Raw genomic sequence first — 16,185 nt, forward strand, 5'->3', positions numbered from 1 at the left:
GTGATCGCATCCGCCAAAATAGTGAGACATGACCTTTCGGCCATGTCTGATTTTGCAGCGAGCTGAGCCTTGTGCGAGTCCGTTCGGACATGTCCCATCGGCCATGTCCGAATCGGCACCTCAGGGCACGAGGCCGTTGCGCAGGTTGTTGCCGCGGCCCGTCGGCCACAGCAGGCACGAGGCGGTCGAGCCGGGCACGGTGTAGACGCGCACGCTCTCGACCATGTCCTCGGCGTCCTTGAGCGAGACGACGATCTCGACCTGGCCGTCGCCGTCGACGTCGGCGAGGGTGGGCACCGGCATCGCGCCGCGCCGCGGCAAGGGCAGCTGATGCTGCACGGCGCCGTCGCTGCCGAGGACGAACAGCGCGCCCTTGTCGTCACCGGTGCTGTAGCTGTTGAACACGACCTCGGGCGCGCCGTCGCCGGAGAGGTCACCGATCACCACGCCGCCGGCCGCGACCTCGGGGTCGGTGGTGTACGCGGTGCTCCACAGCACCTGGCCGGCGGCGCTCACGGCGTGCACGCGCCCGTCGAAGCCGACGAACACGATCTCGAGGCCGGGGTGATCGGCGCGCAGGTCAGCGACCGCGACCTGGTTGGTGATGCCGACGATGTTGGTGTCGCCGTAGTCCCACAGGCCCGAGAGATAGTCGGGCAAGTGCACCGGCGTCTCGAAGCCGGGGCGGCGGCTGGCGTCGGCGCCGACGACCCATACGGCGACGCCCTCCTCGCGGTCGCTCTGGGTGGCGTTCTGCACGCTGGCGAGCATGACGATCTCGCGCTGGCCGTCGCCGTCCAGATCGGCGATCGCGGGGGCGGTGTTGGTGAAGTGAGCCTGCAGCGCGCTGTCCTCGTCGTCGGCGTAGCCCTGCATCGCCTCGGCGAGGTCGTGCAGGTAGCGGACGCCGGGGGTCTTGCTGACGGGGAAGATGTCGGCGGCGTCGAAGGCCTCGCCGCTGCCGTGATGAATGCTGACGTAGGCGTTGTCGTGCGGGGCGACGAGGTCGGCCTTGCCGTCGCCGTCGAGGTCGCCGACGGCCAGGTTCTGATCGTAGCAGCCAGCCAGGTAACACTGGTCGTCGCAGCCCGCGCTGCCGGCCTCGTTGGGCGGAAAACCGGGCACCGGGCTGCCATCGCCGCGCCAGGCGTGCACGACGTCGGTCGGGCCGCTGCGGCCGACGCTGACGGCGATGTCGAGCCGACCGTCGCCGTCGAGGTCGCCAGCGGCGATGCTGCGCAGCTCGTCCTCCCAGGTGACAGGAAAACCAGGCGCGAGGGCACCTGACCGATCGAGCAGGTAGACCTGGTCGCGGGCGGCAAAGGCGATCTCGAGCTCGGGCCCGCCGATGAAGTCGGCGACGACGGGGCTCGACCAGATCCGCCCGCCCCCGGCCTCGAATTTGAAAAGGACCTCGCCGTCGGCGGCCCAGGCGAGCAAGGCCTGACCGCGCGGGACGATGACCTCGTGGGCGCCGTCGAGGTCGAGGTCGGCGACGGCGGGGGAGCCGAGCCAGGCCTCCTCCCAGCGATCTTTCAAGCTGTACGCAAGGACAGGTTCGGCAGCGAGGGCCGATCCACCGCCGCCGTCACAGCTCGGCGCGGGCGGCTCGCCAGTGGTGCCGCCGGTGGTGCCCTCGGGGCTGCCGGTCGGGTCGAAGCCGGTCGTCGGCGCGGGCCCGTCGGTGGTGCCCTCAGTGCCACCACCGGTGAGGCCGCCGGGGTCGTCGGTGGTGGACAGCGAGGTCGCTGGGCCGGTCGCGTTGCCGGTGGGCCCGCCGTCGGTGTCGATGGCGCTCGCCGCCGTGCTGCAGGCGATCGCAAGGGTCGCCACGCCCGCTCCCGAGATCCGCCACGTCGCTCGTCTCATCTGCACCTCCGCGGCGACGATACGCCAAAGCGGCCGCGACCATGATCACGATCGTGATCATGGTCGTGGTGTCGGTAGCGACCGTAAGCGCGCCGGGCGGGGCCGCTCAGTCTTCGGCGTCGCGGCTGCCGAAGGCCGCGCGGATGTAGCTCCAGCGCGACGTCGCCAGGTGCTTGATGACGTCGATCGTGCCGGCCTTGACGACGCCCTTGCCGAGCTGACCGTCGCGGAACAGCTCCGAGGTCTTGTTGCGCTGCAGCTTGCCGCTCGAGGTCTTGGGCAGGCTGCCGGGCACCAGCAGCACGACCTCGTCAGGCTTGAGCGCGAGGGTCTCGAGGATCTTGGCGGCGATCTTGTCGCGCAGGTCCTCGGCGTGCGGAGCCCGGACCTCGCAGGCGACGATCACCCGCTCGCGCCCGAGCGAGGCGTCCTCGATGCCGAAGGCGACCACGTTGCCGCGGCGCACGCCCTCGACCTGCGAGGCCTGCCACTCGAGGTCCTGCGGGTAGTAGTTGCGGCCGTGGATGATGATGAGATCTTTGATCCGGCCGCACACGTAGAGCTCGCCGTCGGCCAGGTAGCCGAGGTCGCCCGTCGACAGCCAGCCGTCCTTGAGCACCTGCAAGGTGCGCTCGGCGTCGCCCCAGTAGCCGCGCATCACGCTCGGACCGCGCAGCTCGATCTGGCCGACGCGACGGTCCGGCAGCGGGCCGCCCTCGGCGTCGACGATCCGCAGCTCGTGCTCGGGGAAGGTGCGCCCGCAGCAGACGACCTTGAGCGCGTCGTCGGCGTCGCTGGGCTTCGCCTCGCCGTGGACCAGCGCGTCGGGGTCGACCACGTCGGCGCGCAGGTCCTCCTCCAGCTCGACGAAGGTGACGGCGAGGCTGTGCTCGGCCATGCCGTAGCACGGCAAAAAGGCGGTGCGCTTGAAGCCCCAGGGGGCGAACCGCTCGGCGAACGCGTTGAGCGTGTCGTACTGGATCGGCTCGGCGCCGCAGCCGGCCACGCGCAGGTGCGACAGGTCGACGCCCTGCAGCTCGTGGTCCTTGATCCGCGCGGTGCACAGGCCGTACGCGAAGTTGGGCGCGAACGAGACGCTGGCCTTGCGCTCCGACAGCTGGCGCAGCCACATCGCCGGCCGCTTGAGGAACAGCAGCGGCGACATGAACTGGACCCCGCGCACCTGCAGCACCGCCGGCGTGAACACGAAGCCGATGAGGCCCATGTCGTGGTAGAGCGGCAACCAGCTGAGGCCGAAGGTGTCGCCGTCGGCGCGCAGGCCGGCCCCGAGCGCCGCGATGTTGGCGATCAGGTTGGCGTGGGTGAGCGTGACGCCCTTGGGCTGCGAGGTGCTGCCCGAGGTGAACTGCAGGAACGCGACGTCGTCGGGCTTCACGTCGACGCCGATCGGCGCCGCGCGCTCGTCGACCGGCTTGACGAACGAGGCGTAGACCTCGACCGCGCGCACGCTCGGCACGTTGCTCATCAGCTTGCCGAGGATCGGCCGCACCTTGGCGTCGGTGACCACCAGCGAGCAGCCGGCCTGGCGCAGGATGTGGGTGGTGTTCGAGAGGTAGCCCTCGAACTGGCCGAGGTTCATCGGCGGATACACCGGCACCGGGATCGCGCCGGCGTACATCGCCCCGAAGATCGCCTCGACGAACTCCGACGAGTCCGGGAGGATGAGGCCGACGCGCTCGCCCGGGCGGACCCCCGCGGCCTGCAGCGCCGCGCCGAAGCGGCGGGCCCGCCGCGCGGTCTCGGCGTACGAGAGGAACCTGACCGGGTCCTTCTCCTGGACGAGGTGCGAGTAGCCGGCGTCGGCGCGGGCGGTCGCCGCGTCGAGGGCCTGCGTGAGCGTCTCGGGCCGCGTCATCGTCCTCAGGCCTCGCCGCGTTCCTGCGCGATGACCTTGACGACCTCGCGCGCGACGTCGCCGACGGTGACCACGTGCTGGAACAGCTCCATCGGCATGGTGATGCCGAAGTGATCCTCGAGGTCGGACACCATCTCGAAGCTCTGCATCGAGTCGAGCCGCAGGTCCTGGATCAGGTGCGACTGCTCGCTCACCGGAGCAGCTGGCTTTTCGGCCAGGTTCTCGTCGAAGTAGGCGTAGATCTTGGCGAGCACGGCTTCGTAGGTAGGTCTTGCGGCTTCAGTCACGGCGCTCCCCGGAGTACCGGCGGCTATATCGCAACTGGAGCCGCGCCGGAAGCCGCGCGCGCGCCGGCCACCGTTAGCGGGGTCACAGCGTGGTCTCGTACACGCGATACGTGGCGATCGGGTAGCCGCCCATGCTCTTCACCGCGGCGTTGACCCGGTCGTTGTCCTCGAGGGTCCAGCCGATCTGCCCCTCGGTCCAGCCGAGCCGGGCCGCGGCCCGGTGGGTGGCGAGGAACAGCAGCGTGTCGATGCCCTGGCCGCGGTAGGCGGCCTTGATCCCGAGCAGGATGAGCCGCCCCCCCTTGACGACCTTGCGCACCTTCAGGTCCCACAGGAGGCGCAGGACCCCGAACGGGAACAGCCGGCCGTCGAGCTTCTTCAGCACCGGGTTCACGTCGAGCACGGTGATCACGAACGCGACCGGCTCGCCCTTCACCTCGGCGATGATCGGCAGCCCGGGCTCGAGCACCATCTTGAGGTCCTTGGCGATGTGCAGGTACTCCTCGCGGCCGACCGGGACGAAGCCCCAGTTCTTCTCCCACGCGTCGTTCATCACCTCGAGCGAGCGCAGGACCTCGGCGTCCCAGTCGTCGAAGCGCATGTCGCGGACGGTGATGCCGCGCCGCGCGGCGACCTTGGCGGCGATCCGCTCGACGCGCTCGGGGATCGGTCGCTGCGGATCGACGCCCCAGTGCAGCAGGTCCTTGGCCTTGCGCAGACCTGTCCCTTGGAGCAGGCGGTCGTAGTACGGCGGGTTATACGGCATGTTGATGCCGGGGTCGCGGTCGAACCCCTCGATCAGCACGCCGGAGATGTAGTTCATCGACAGCTCGAACGGGCCGATCATCGCGGTGCAGCCGCGGGCCGCGAGCCAGGCCTTGGCGACGTCGACCAGCGCCTGCGCGAGCGCGGGGTCGTCGGGGCACTCGAACATGCCGAGGTAGCCGGTCTGCTCGCCATGGAATTTCACGAAGTCTTCGTCGCGTACGGCGGCGACCCGGGCGACGTCGCGCCCGTCCTTGCGCGCGATCCAGAACGCCGCCTGCGCGTGCTTGAAGAACGGGTTCTTGTCCGGGTTCAGATAGTCCCGCCGGTCCATCAACAGCGGCGGCACCCAGCGCGGGCTCGGGTGATGCTCGCGGTTGACGTACCAGGGCACCCGGATGAACCGCTCGACCAGCTTGCGGTCGCTGAGAGGGACTTCGATGAGCTCGAACGACATGGCGGCCTCGCAGCCGCGCGCAGCGGCCCGTACGAGCCGGGGGGCTACCGCCCGCCGCACTTCGCGTCAAGTGCGCAGAGGCCGCTCGAGCCCCGCGGGGGCATCCCCCCGCGATCGCGAGGGCCTCGCGGGCTATCCTCGTCGCAGTGGCTGTCACGCTCGCGCGGTTTCAATTTCGACATGGCTCTTGGGTCATGTCCGAAAGAGCTGGCGAGCGCCCCGGCGCCGACGTCCGCGCGTTCTTCGCCGCCGCCCGTGCTGCCGCGCCGCGACGCGGGCACCCGCGCCGCAGCGGCCCGCCCTCGCCGGCGGACCGGCGCCCCGGCGCGGCGGTGGTAGCCCCTGCCGCGTCCCCTGCCACCTCGGCGGCTGCATCACCCCGTGGAAGCGAGTGAACCATGCGACATGTCCTTAAGACCATCTTCTTCATCGCCCCGCTCCTGCCCGCCTGCGGCGACTCTGGCCAGGGCAAGGACCCGACCGACACCGGCTCGGGGCCCGGCATCGACTCGCTGAACACGCTCGGCAGCGACGGCGCCAGCGACTCGACCGCGAGCGGCGGCGCCAGCGAGGCGACGACGGCCACCACCGACGGCGGCAGCGAGGGCTCGGCGACCGCGGCGACGGTGACGGCGAGCGAGCCGACGACCACCACCGCGACCACCGGCCCGGACGAGACGACCAGCACCTCGACGACCTTCCCGCAGACCGCCTCGTCGCTGCCGGACACCACCGGCTTCGAGCCGCCGCAGTGCGACCCGGTGATGAAGGCGACGGTCCGCGACTTCCGCACCAGCCACCCCGACTTCGAGACCTTCGGCGGCGACGCGGCCTACGAGGGCCTGGTCCAGCAGGACCTCGGGCCCGACAGCAAGCCGGTCTACGCCCACCCCGGCGGCACGCCGCAGACCACCGGGCCGGCCGAGTTCGCCCAGTGGTACAACGACACGCCGGACGTCAACATGGCGTTCGAGATCGACATCCCGCTGACCGAGGTGTCGCCGGGTCAGTTCACCTACCAGAACAACGCCTTCTTCCCCATCGACGGCCAGGGCTGGGGCGACGAGGGCAACCCGCACAACTTCCACTTCACCACCGAGATCCACACCGAGTTCACCTACCAGGGCGGCGAGGTGTTCACGTTCACCGGTGACGACGACCTGTGGCTGTTCATCAACGGCAAGCTGGCGATCGACCTCGGCGGCCTCCATCCGCAGCTGACCGACACCATCAGCCTCGACGAGAACGCCGGTTATCTCGGGATCACGATCGGCCAGAATTACACGATGGACATCTTCCACGCCGAGCGGCACACCACCGACTCGAACTTCCGCATCGACACCAGCATCCAGTGCTTCGTCATCCCCGGCTGATTGCGGCCTAATACGCGGTGGGCTTCGGATGCCGAAGCTCACGCCGGATTTCGCTCGTAGCGGGCTGAACTACGCGGGAAAATTGTGTGCTCTTGGCCCCGGCTCCGTCGACGACGGACCTCAGGATGGACCCCTTGAAGCACACGATCGCTCCCCCCCGCGCGGCCGCGCTCCTCGCAGCCGGTATTGGCCTCTTCTCCCTCACCGCTTGCGGCGACGACTCCGACCCACTGCTGTCGGCCTCCGCGACGCTCTCCGCGGGCCCGACCTCGAACCCGGGCACCAGCAACCCATCGTCCGGCGCTTCGACCGACGACCCCACCGGCGGCACCACTGGCGACCCCACCGAGGGCGGCACGGGTGACACCGAAGACACGACCGGCGAGCCGCAGGACGGCCCGCACGCGCTCGGCACCATCTTCCTCGGCGAGAGCCACCCGGCCGCCGGCGGCAGCATCTCCCCGGCCGTGTCCGCGAGCTTCGTCCCCGACGCCGGCACCGGCGCGGGCCAGGGCTGTACCGAGAGCGTCGCCGGCTGTCAGTTGGCGCTCGTGCCCGACTGTGGCAGCGGCTGCGACGCCGACGAGTACTGCGGCTTCGACGACAGCTGCGACGCGACATGCCTGCGGATCTGCGACGCCCAGTGCGGCGCCGACGAGGTCTGTTACTTCCCGGCCCCGAACACGCCCGGCTGCAAGAAGATCGAGTCGTTCGACGCCGGCGCGCTGACCTTCCTCGGCACGCCGATCGCGATCACTCTGTTCCCGCCGTACGCCTTCATGAGCGACGACAACGCCGCGCCGTTCGCCCCCGGCGGCACGGCCAAGGTGCAGGCGTCGGGCGCCAGCAACGCCGGCTTCGAGGCATTCGAGAAGGAGTTCACGGGCACGGCGTTCATCCAGACCAGCCCGAAGCTCGATGCCCTCGACTTCGCCCAGGTGTTCGGCGACGGCCCGCTGCCGGTGCGCTGGACCCCCGGCGACGGCGAGGTCACGATCACCGCGACCGTCACCTCCAGCGACTTCGCCGTCGGCACCGTCACCTGCAAGGCCGACGATGCCAGCGGCAAGTTCGACCTCCCGCGCGCGGCGCTCGAGGCGGCGGTCGACGGCGACCCGGCGGTCAACATCGCCGTGTCGGTGCAGCGCCAGCGCGTCGACGTGTACAAGGACCTGGCCACCAAGGGCGAGCTCACCGGCGTCACCGTGCAGCCGGTCGGCCACCTGCGCATCGTCACCAGCTCGACCGAGTTCCACGCGTTCCAGGGCTGCAACCCCGGCGAGGCGGTGTGCAACAACACCTGCGTCGACGTGCAGTACGACGCCGCCAACTGCGGCGGCTGCGGCAAGGCCTGCAGCGGCGACGACAGCTGCATCGAGGGCACCTGCAACGGCATCGAAGCCTGCAACGCCTGCGCCGCGGACTCCATGACCGGCGGCTGCAAGGCCGAGAACGACGCTTGCGCCGCCAACGCGGCCTGCAAGGCGCTCGAGACCTGCATCGCCGGCTGCCAGGACCAGGAGTGCCTCTACATGTGCGGCATGAACGTCGAGACCGCGACGATCGACCTCTACAACGCGCAGATCCAGTGCCTCTGCGACGAGGTGTGCGTCGGCGAGTGCAACGGTCTGTGCAGCTGAGCCGATGCCCGTGCGCCTGTCCGTCGGGACAGGCGCGCGGCGCCCCGCCCTGATCACCGGCTCACGCGCGGGCCCGAATCAACCTGACCGTTCGGCCAGGTACTCGGCGGCCCGCTTGACGTAGACCGTCCAGGCGTACTCGATCCACTCGCGGTCCTTGGCCGTGAGCTGGCGGACCACCCGGAACGGGTTGCCCATCACCATCTCGCCCGAGCGCACGACCTTGCCGGGCGGGATCAGCGTGCCGGCGCCGACGAACGACCACGGCTCGACGACCGCGTTGTCGAGCACGATCGAGCCCATGCCGACGAGGCAGTCGTCCCCGATCGTGCAGCCGTGGAGGATGACCTTGTGGCCGACGGTGACGCGCGCGCCGACGCTGGTGTGCGAGACGCCCTCGGTCGCGTGGATCACCGTGCCGTCCTGGATCGACGTGTCGGAGCCGATCACGATCGCCCCGTCGTCGCCGCGCAGCACCGCCGCCGGCCAGATCGAGGCGCGCGGGCCGACGACGACGTCGCCGATCAGCGTCGCCGCCTCGTGCACGAACGCGGTCGGGGCGACCTGGGGCCGGATGCCGCGGAGCTTCTCCAGCATGGCGCCTCGCGTACCTGGCCGAAGGGTCAGGTAAGGACCAGGAAGGCGACCACGCCGCCGCCCACCAGCAGCAGCACGAGGACGATGATCCACGCCGAGCCGCCCTCGCCCTTGTTGGTGGGCTCGGGGGGCCGGGCGGTGCGCGGGTCGGGCGGGATGGTGCGGTTGCCCGGCGGCGGGCGCTTGGGCAGCTTGTTGTCGCCGCCCGGCGAGGTCTTCGGCCGCGGGTTGTCCTTGCCGAGCCCGAGCTGGTCGACCAGGGGCTGGTCGTTCTTGTCGGGCAGCGGCTCGGTCGGGGTCGGCGACAGGCCCAGGCGGTTCGGCGTGACCCCGCCCGGCGCCGGCGTGAACACGTCGACGTCGAGCGGCTGGCTCGGGTCGTGCTGCTGCTGCTCGCCGAGCGTGACGACCGGCTGCGCGCCCGCGGAGGCCTCTTTCTTGTCCTCCTGGCCGAGCGAGCGGAAGTGCAGCATCTCCTCGTTGATGAGGTTGATGATGAGGTTGTTGCCGCCGGGCGAGCGCTCCTGCTGGGCCTTGTTCTCGGCCTGGCGCCGCTCCGCCTCCTGCTCCTCGCGGATCGGGCGGCAGAAGTCGATCATGTCGCGCGCCGAGACCTTGAGCCGGTGCGTGAACAGGAACCCGAGCAGCCCCTCGGCGAAGTCGTCGGCGGTCTGATAGCGCTGCGAGATGTCCTTGTGCAGGGCCTTGAACAGCACCTGCTCGAGGTCCTCGGGCACGTTCGGGTTGTACTGGCGGATGCTCGGGACCTCGCCCGCGCGGACCAGGGCGATCGTCTCGTAGTCGTTCTTGCCGCGGAACAGCCGCCGGCCGGTCAGCATCTCGAAGCCGAGGATGCCCGCCGCGTAGAGGTCGGCGCGCGCGTCGATCTCCTCGGCGCGAGCTGCCTCAGGGGACAGGTAGCTGTACTTGCCCTTGACCACGCCCGGGTCGGTCGACTCGAGCTGCGTGGTCGCCTTGGCCAGGCCGAAGTCCGTCAGCTTGACCTCGCCGTTCCACGAGATCAGGATGTTCGGCGGCGAGATGTCGCGGTGGATGATGCCGAGCGGCCGCCCGGTCTCGCTGTCCGGGAGGCGGTGGGCGTACGACAGGCCCTTCAGCACCTCGTTGAGGATGAAGACGGTGAGCGGCACCGGCATCGGCCCGCCGCGCTTCACCTGGCTCTCGAGCAGCGTCTTCATGTTTATGCCATGGACGAAGTCCATGACGATGAAGTAGGTGCTGTCGCTCTCGCCGATGTCGAAGACGGAGACGATGTTCGCGTGGGCCAGCCGCAGGCTCAGCCGGGCCTCGTCGAGGAACATGCGGACGAACCGCTGATCCTTGATGAGGCCGGGAAGGATGCGCTTGATGGCGACCTTCTTCTTGAAGCCCGCCATCGACTCGGCCTCGGCGACGTACACCTCGGCCATGCCGCCGGCGTCGAGCTTGAAGAGGGGTCGGTAGCGTTGCGAGGTCATGACGGCGCGGAGTTTTCGGCGGGTCGGCCCTGTCGGGCAGAGAAATATTCAATCTCGCGGAGCGTGCAAATCGCGGTGACAAACCGCGAAAACGCGAGGCAGTGTAACAAAGGTTTCGGCTCCAGGGCGCGCATCATCCGGGCCCGGGCCGCGGGGCCGGAACCGCCGCCGGCTGCCGAACAGGCGGTCCGGCGGGCGCTGTCGAGCTTGTCTGCGCGCGCGGCGGATCGTACTGGGTGAGCACCAGCCGTACGACACCGAACCAGATGTCGCTCTCCACGGCCAGCGGGATGCGGCGACCATCGGCGCTCACCCAAACCCGCATTTTATACGCTTTTTTGCCGGGAATTGCAGCGCCGTAGCGGTCGACGCGGGTGATCGTCCCCTCGAATTGTTGCACCTGGTCGGGAGCGATCCCCAGGGCCGTACCGATCGGCGGCATCCCGTCGAACCGGACCATCCCCTTGCCGGTGATGTCGACGCGCAGCAGCACCGTGCCGTCGAGCCCGTACGCCTTGACCTTCTCGCCCGGCTTGAGCTCGAGCGAGCGGACCCACGCCATGATCGACAGCGGGTCGAAGGTGTCGACCGGCAGCCGCCGCCGCTGCGTCGACGACCGCTCGTCGCGCTTGTCGGCGATCTCGACGAAGCCGCGGCCGAAGAACGTGGTGGTCGTCTCGCGCCGCTTGTACGAGCCGGGCAGGCCCTCGCGGCGGGTGATCGAGCCGGTCTCGAGCGGCGCGCCGGTGGTGGCGTCGACGTAGGCGGCCATGTCGTAGACGAGGGTGGTGAGCAGGGCGACGACGCCGCTGGTGCGGGCGAAGCCCTCGAGGCGGACGCGGTCGGGCGAGCCGTTCGGGCCCGGCTCGCGGGCGACGACCCCCGCCTCGGCGATGCCGGTCGGGTTGCCGCCAAAGATGATGTCGTACTTGAACTTCTCGCCGGGCTGCAGCGTGAAGCCGAAGTCCGGCGGCCGCGGCGAGGCCCGCAGCCGCCGCGAACGGTCGATCAGCGGCGGCCGCGACAGCTCACCGCTGCGCCCGACCAGCGGCGACAGCCCCTGCTCGTCGCGCCCCTGCACGAGGGCGTTCGGCGGCTCGACGCGCGGCAGCCGAGACCCATCTGTTGCAAAAAATCCGAGGTCGATCTCCGGCGCCGCCAGGCGACCCTCGGGCCGCGGTGCAGGCTCCGGCGGGGGCTCGCTGCGCGGCTGCTTCGACGGCGTGATGCGAACCGCCTTGTCCGGCGCGGCGGACCCGGTGGTCGCAGGCGTCGTCGTCGCCGGCGTGGGGCTCGCCGGCGCTTCGCTCGGCGCGGCGCGAGCATCGGCGTCACGCGGCATGCTCCAGGTGACCGCGCCCGCGGAGGCGCACAGCACCGATGTAGCGAGGGCCGCGAGGGCCGCGCTCAAGGTCGCGCGTGTAGGCCGCGGGTGAGGAGGGCGCTTCGTCATGACGCGAGGCAAAGATGGTAGAGTGCCGGCCCTTTTCCGCCAACTTCAGGGAGCGCTTGAGTACCGCACTGCCAGCTGTGCCGCACCTCGTGGTGACGCAAGGCGACCCCGAGGGGATCGGCCCGGAGCTGTTGCTCCGGCTGGGTGACGCCGGCGCGCTCCGCACAGGAGATCGCGTCGTGGCCGATCGCGAGCGCCTGGTCGGGCTCGCGCGCGCCCTCGCCACCCCGTGGGCGACCCGCGGCCTCGAGGCGATCGCCCCGCTGGTCGACGACGTGCGCGGCGGTCAGGTCGCGGCGCTGGTCCGCGGCGTCGACCTCGTGCTCGAGCACCCGGGCGCCGCGCTGGTGACCGCGCCGATCGACAAGGCCGCGTGCAAGGCCGAGGGCTTCGTTTTCCCCGGTCACACCGAGTACCTGGCCCACCGCGCCGGCGTCGACGACTTCGCGATGTTGATGATCGGCCCGCGCCTGCGCGTGGTGCCGGTGACGATCCACGTGCCGCTGCGCGCGGTGCCCGAGCTGCTGACGCCGGCCGCGATCGTGCGCTGCGGCAAGCTGCTGGCGCGCACGCTGGTGCATCACCTCGGCCTCCCGGGCCCGCGGATCGGGGTGCTCGGCCTCAACCCGCACGCCGGCGAGCGCGGCATGCTCGGCGACGAGGAGTTCCGGATCGTCGCCCCCGCGATCGCCGAGCTGACGGCGTGGGCCGCCGCGGAGGCGCTGCCGTGCAGCTTCGTCGGCCCGCTCGCGGCCGACACCGCGTTCGTCACCCACCTCGATGGCGGCCTCGACGGCCTGCTCGCCATGTACCACGACCAGGGCCTGGGGCCCTTCAAGCTGCTGCACATGCGCGACGGCGTCAACATGACCCTCGGGCTCCCGTTCACCCGCACCTCGCCCGACCACGGCACCGCGCGTGACATCGCGGGCCGCGGGGTCGCCGATCCCAGCAGCATGCTGGCGGCCGTCGCCCTCGCTCGGGGACATGTACCATGAGCCAGGTATCCAAGACCCGCAAGTCCGCCGCGCCCGCGCCGGCGGCCGCCCCTGCTGCGAAGGCCGCCAAGACCTCCGCTGCGGCCGCGACGGCGAGTTCGAAGACCAAGGCCGCGACCGCCACGACGAGCTCGAAGGCCGCCACGACCGCGGCCGCTCCTGCAACGACCTCGAAAGCTGCCAAGACCTCGACGGCCGCCGCGGACACTCCGGTGATGGCTCCTGCAACGACCGCCAAGGTCGCCAAGACCTCGACGACCTCGACCGCAGCATCCTCGAAGACCTCGAAGCCCGCGACGGCCTCGACCGAGGCTGACGCGAAAGCCTCGAAGCCCGCCACGACCCCGACCGACGCGAAAGCCTCGAAGCCCGCCACGACCCCGACCGACGTGATGGCGACGACCTCGAGTGACGCGCCCGCCTCCGCGCCGTCCTCGAAGCCCGCGACGAGTGACGCGCCCGCCTCCGCGACGGCCGCGAGCGACACGACCTCGACCGCTCCCGAACCGGCACTCGCGCCCGCGCGGCCGGCGATCCCCGTCCCGCCCAACAGCATACGGATCCGCGGCGCCCGCACGCACAACCTCCAGGGCGTCGACCTCGACCTGCCGCGCGGCAAGCTGGTCGTGCTCACCGGCCCCTCGGGCTCCGGCAAGTCGAGCCTGGCCTTCCACACCATCTTCGCCGAGGGCCAGCGCCGCTACGTCGAGAGCCTGTCGGCCAGCGCGCGCCAGTTCCTGGCCCAGCTGCCCAAGCCCGACGTCGACCTCATCGAGGGCCTGTCGCCGTCGATCGCCATCGAGCAGTCGTCGCCCGGCAAGAACCCGCGCTCGACCGTCGGCACCTCGACCGAGGTCTACGACTTCCTGCGCCTGCTGTTCGCCCGCTGCGGCGAGGTCTTCAGCTGGCGCACCGGCAAGCCGATGAAGCGCCACAGCGTCGAGGACATGCTGGCGGCCGTGCTCGCCCTGCCCGCGGGCACCCGCTTCAGCGTGCTCGCGCCGGTCGTGCGCGACGGCGCCGGCGACCATCACGAGCTGCTCGAGGACCTGCGCCGCCAGGGCTTCGCCCGCCTGGCCGTCGACGAGGTGGTGCGCGACCTCAGCAGCGAGGAGGTCAAGCTCGACCCCAAGGTCCGCCACACGATCGAGGTCTACGTCGACCGCCTCGTGCTCAAGGACAACGTGCGCGGCCGGCTCGCCGACTCGGTCGAGACCGCCCTGCGGCTGTCGGGCGGCCAGCTCAAGGTCGTCACCCTCGACGGCGAGGAGCTGCAGTTCAGCGAGCGCTTCGCCGACCTCGACCACGGCCTCGCCTACCCCGAGCTCACGCCCGGGCTGTTCTCGTTCAACAGCCCCGAGGGCGCCTGCCCCGAGTGCGACGGCCTCGGCGGCAAGCGGGTGTTCGACCCGCGGCGCATCGTCCCCAACGAGCACCTCAGCATCAAGGAGGGGGCCCTCAGCGCGTGGACGCGGCGCGCCGGCAAGACCGCCCACGCCCAGCTGCAGGCGCTCGCCGAGGCCTACGGCTTCGACCTGTTCGCGCCGTGGATCGACCTGCCCGAGGAGGCCAAGATCGCCATCATCCAGGGCTCCGGCACCCAGGCGGTGCCCGGCCTGGCCGGCAAGAAGCCCGCCCCGTTCGAGGGCGTGATCCCGGGCCTGCAGCGGCGCCTCCGCGAGGCCGAGGACAAGGTCGACGACGCCGACCCCGACGAGGGCGGCACGCTCGACGAGATCGCCGAGCTCATGGCCGAAGTGACATGTCCCATGTGCCAGGGCCAGCGGCTGCGCCAGGAGGCGCGCATGGTCAAGATCGGCGGGCGCAACATCGCCGAGCTGGCGACCCTGCCGATCGAGCAGCTGGTGCCGTTCCTCGACGCGCTCGACCTCGGGGCCGAGACGAGCGAGGTCGCCGAGGCGATCCTGGGCCAGGCCAAGCAGCGGCTGAAGTTCATGCTCGAGGTCGGGCTCGGCTACCTCACGCTCGACCGCACGACGATGACGCTGTCGGGCGGCGAGGCCCAGCGGATCCGCCTCGCCACCCAGATCGGCGCCGCCCTGGTCGGCGTCACCTACATCCTCGACGAGCCGAGCATCGGCCTCCACCAGCGCGACAACGACCGCCTGATCGCCTCGCTGCTGCGCCTGCGCGACCTCGGCAACAGCGTCATCGTCGTCGAGCACGACGAAGACACCATCCGCGCCGCCGACTTCCTGGTCGACATGGGCCCGGGCGCCGGCTCGCAGGGCGGCCGGGTGGTCGCCGCCGGGCCGCTGCAGGAGGTGCTGCAGAACAAGCGCTCGCTGACGGCCGCGTTCTTGACCGGGCGCATGACGATCCCGGTGCCGGAGAAGCGGCGCGGCGCCGTCGGCCCGGCGCTCTGCATCACGCGCGCGACCGGCCACAACCTCAAGGACATCACCGTGCGGATCCCGCTCGGCGCGCTGACCTGCGTCACCGGCGTCAGCGGCTCCGGCAAGTCGAGCCTTGTGATCGACACCCTGCTGCCCGAGGCGTCGCGGCGGCTCAACGGCGCCTCGAGCTTCGGCCTCGCCAACCATGGCATCACCGGCCTCGAGCACCTCGACAAGGTCATCCACGTCGACCAGTCGCCGATCGGCCGCTCGCCGCGCTCGAACCCCGCGACCTACACCGGCCTGTTCGCCGAGCTGCGCACGCTCTACGCCAACCTCAGCGAGTCGAAGATCCGCGGCTACACGCCGTCGCGCTTCTCGTTCAACGTCAAGGGCGGCCGCTGCGAGTCGTGCCAGGGCGACGGCGTGCGCCGCATCGAGATGCACTTCCTGGCCGACGTGTACGTGACCTGCCGCAGCTGCGACGGCCGCCGCTACAACCGCGAGACCCTGGCGATCACCTACCGCGGCAAGAGCATCGCCGACGTGCTCGCCATGTCGGTCGCCGACGCCAGCGAGTTCTTCGCCAACTACCCCAACCTGCGCCGCGCCCTCGAGACCCTGCGCGACGTCGGCCTCGGCTACGTCACCCTCGGCCAGAGCGCGCTGACGCTGTCGGGCGGCGAGGCCCAGCGCATCAAGCTGGCCAAGGAGCTGGCCAAGAAGAGCACCGGCAAGACGCTCTTCATCCTCGACGAGCCGACCACCGGCCTCCACTTCGGCGACATCAAGCAGCTGCTCAAGGTGCTCGAGCGCCTGGTCGACGAGGGCAACACCGTCGTCGTCATCGAGCACAACCTCGACGTCATCAAGTGCGCCGACTGGGTCGTCGACATCGGCCCCGAGGGCGGCGAGCGCGGCGGCAGGCTGCTGGCCGCCGGCTCGCCGCAGCAGGTCGCCAGGGTCAAAGAGAGCGCCACCGGCCACTACCTGGCGCGCGTCCTCGGCATGGCGTAAAGAGCATGTCCGACGGGG

Annotated in this window: 11 protein-coding genes; 4 read left to right on the top strand and 7 right to left on the bottom strand. The window is 70.7% G+C overall.

What is annotated here, in order from left to right; translation table 11 throughout:
- Positions 1-120: 120 nt before the first annotated feature.
- The 4 genes from POL25_RS15910 to POL25_RS15925 form a co-directional block, all read right to left on the bottom strand.
- Positions 121-1,833 carry an FG-GAP repeat domain-containing protein gene (locus POL25_RS15910; RefSeq protein ID WP_272086869.1) on the bottom strand — a complete coding sequence of 571 codons (1,713 nt, stop codon included), beginning with the start codon at positions 1,831-1,833 and terminating at the stop codon, positions 121-123.
- Between the two features lie 142 nt (positions 1,834-1,975).
- Positions 1,976-3,745: a fatty acyl-AMP ligase gene (locus POL25_RS15915; protein ID WP_272086870.1), complete on the bottom strand. Its 1,770-nt coding sequence runs from the start codon at positions 3,743-3,745 to the stop codon at positions 1,976-1,978.
- A gap of 5 nt (positions 3,746-3,750) precedes the next feature.
- A complete protein-coding gene (locus tag POL25_RS15920) occupies positions 3,751-3,999 on the bottom strand; it encodes an acyl carrier protein (RefSeq protein ID WP_272086871.1) in 249 nt (82 codons plus the stop codon).
- Positions 4,000-4,114: 115 nt separating this feature from the next.
- Positions 4,115-5,254 carry an N-acetyltransferase gene (locus tag POL25_RS15925; RefSeq protein ID WP_272086872.1) on the bottom strand — a complete coding sequence of 380 codons (1,140 nt, stop codon included), beginning with the start codon at positions 5,252-5,254 and terminating at the stop codon, positions 4,115-4,117.
- A 398-nt stretch (positions 5,255-5,652) separates the two neighbouring features.
- On the opposite strand from POL25_RS15925, the gene POL25_RS15930 reads away from it, so the two are divergent.
- Together POL25_RS15930 and POL25_RS15935 are read left to right on the top strand one after the other, a co-directional pair.
- Positions 5,653-6,627 carry a fibro-slime domain-containing protein gene (locus tag POL25_RS15930; protein WP_272086873.1) on the top strand — a complete coding sequence of 325 codons (975 nt, stop codon included), beginning with the start codon at positions 5,653-5,655 and terminating at the stop codon, positions 6,625-6,627.
- Positions 6,628-6,761: 134 nt separating this feature from the next.
- The gene (locus tag POL25_RS15935) at positions 6,762-8,267 is read left to right on the top strand and encodes a hypothetical protein (protein ID WP_272086874.1); all 1,506 of its coding nucleotides are present in this window, start codon (positions 6,762-6,764) and stop codon (positions 8,265-8,267) included.
- Positions 8,268-8,345: 78 nt separating this feature from the next.
- Here the strand turns inward: POL25_RS15935 and POL25_RS15940 are convergent, their stop codons facing one another.
- The 3 genes from POL25_RS15940 to POL25_RS15950 form a co-directional block, all read right to left on the bottom strand.
- A complete protein-coding gene (locus POL25_RS15940; protein WP_272086875.1) occupies positions 8,346-8,864 on the bottom strand; it encodes a gamma carbonic anhydrase family protein in 519 nt (172 codons plus the stop codon).
- A 26-nt stretch (positions 8,865-8,890) separates the two neighbouring features.
- The gene (locus POL25_RS15945) at positions 8,891-10,342 is read right to left on the bottom strand and encodes a serine/threonine-protein kinase (protein ID WP_272086876.1); all 1,452 of its coding nucleotides are present in this window, start codon (positions 10,340-10,342) and stop codon (positions 8,891-8,893) included.
- A gap of 133 nt (positions 10,343-10,475) precedes the next feature.
- Entirely contained in the window at positions 10,476-11,753 is a 1,278-nt protein-coding gene (locus POL25_RS15950; protein WP_272086877.1) for a DUF3108 domain-containing protein, read from the bottom strand.
- A gap of 119 nt (positions 11,754-11,872) precedes the next feature.
- Here POL25_RS15950 and pdxA point away from each other — a divergent pair, with 119 nt between their 5' ends.
- A complete protein-coding gene (gene pdxA, locus POL25_RS15955) occupies positions 11,873-12,793 on the top strand; it encodes a 4-hydroxythreonine-4-phosphate dehydrogenase PdxA (protein WP_272086878.1) in 921 nt (306 codons plus the stop codon).
- On the top strand, positions 12,790-16,167 hold the full coding sequence (gene uvrA / locus POL25_RS15960) for an excinuclease ABC subunit UvrA (RefSeq protein ID WP_272086879.1): 3,378 nt from the start codon (positions 12,790-12,792) through the stop codon (positions 16,165-16,167). The genes pdxA and uvrA overlap by 4 nt, the downstream gene beginning before the upstream one ends.
- The last annotated feature ends 18 nt before the right edge of the window (positions 16,168-16,185 follow it).

This window comes from Nannocystis bainbridge (assembly GCF_028368995.1).
Taxonomy (GTDB): Bacteria; Myxococcota_A; Polyangia; order Nannocystales; family Nannocystaceae; genus Nannocystis; species Nannocystis bainbridge.

Excerpts from the sequence above, each read along its gene's own strand:
- POL25_RS15915 (WP_272086870.1), bottom strand. The coding sequence starts at position 3,745 with ATGACGCGGCCCGAGACGCTCACGCAGGCCCTCGACGCGGCGACCGCC.
- uvrA (WP_272086879.1), top strand. The coding sequence starts at position 12,790 with ATGAGCCAGGTATCCAAGACCCGCAAGTCCGCCGCGCCCGCGCCGGCG.
- POL25_RS15940 (WP_272086875.1), bottom strand. The coding sequence starts at position 8,864 with ATGCTGGAGAAGCTCCGCGGCATCCGGCCCCAGGTCGCCCCGACCGCG.
- POL25_RS15945 (WP_272086876.1), bottom strand. The coding sequence starts at position 10,342 with ATGACCTCGCAACGCTACCGACCCCTCTTCAAGCTCGACGCCGGCGGC.
- POL25_RS15925 (WP_272086872.1), bottom strand. The coding sequence starts at position 5,254 with ATGTCGTTCGAGCTCATCGAAGTCCCTCTCAGCGACCGCAAGCTGGTC.
- POL25_RS15930 (WP_272086873.1), top strand. The coding sequence starts at position 5,653 with ATGCGACATGTCCTTAAGACCATCTTCTTCATCGCCCCGCTCCTGCCC.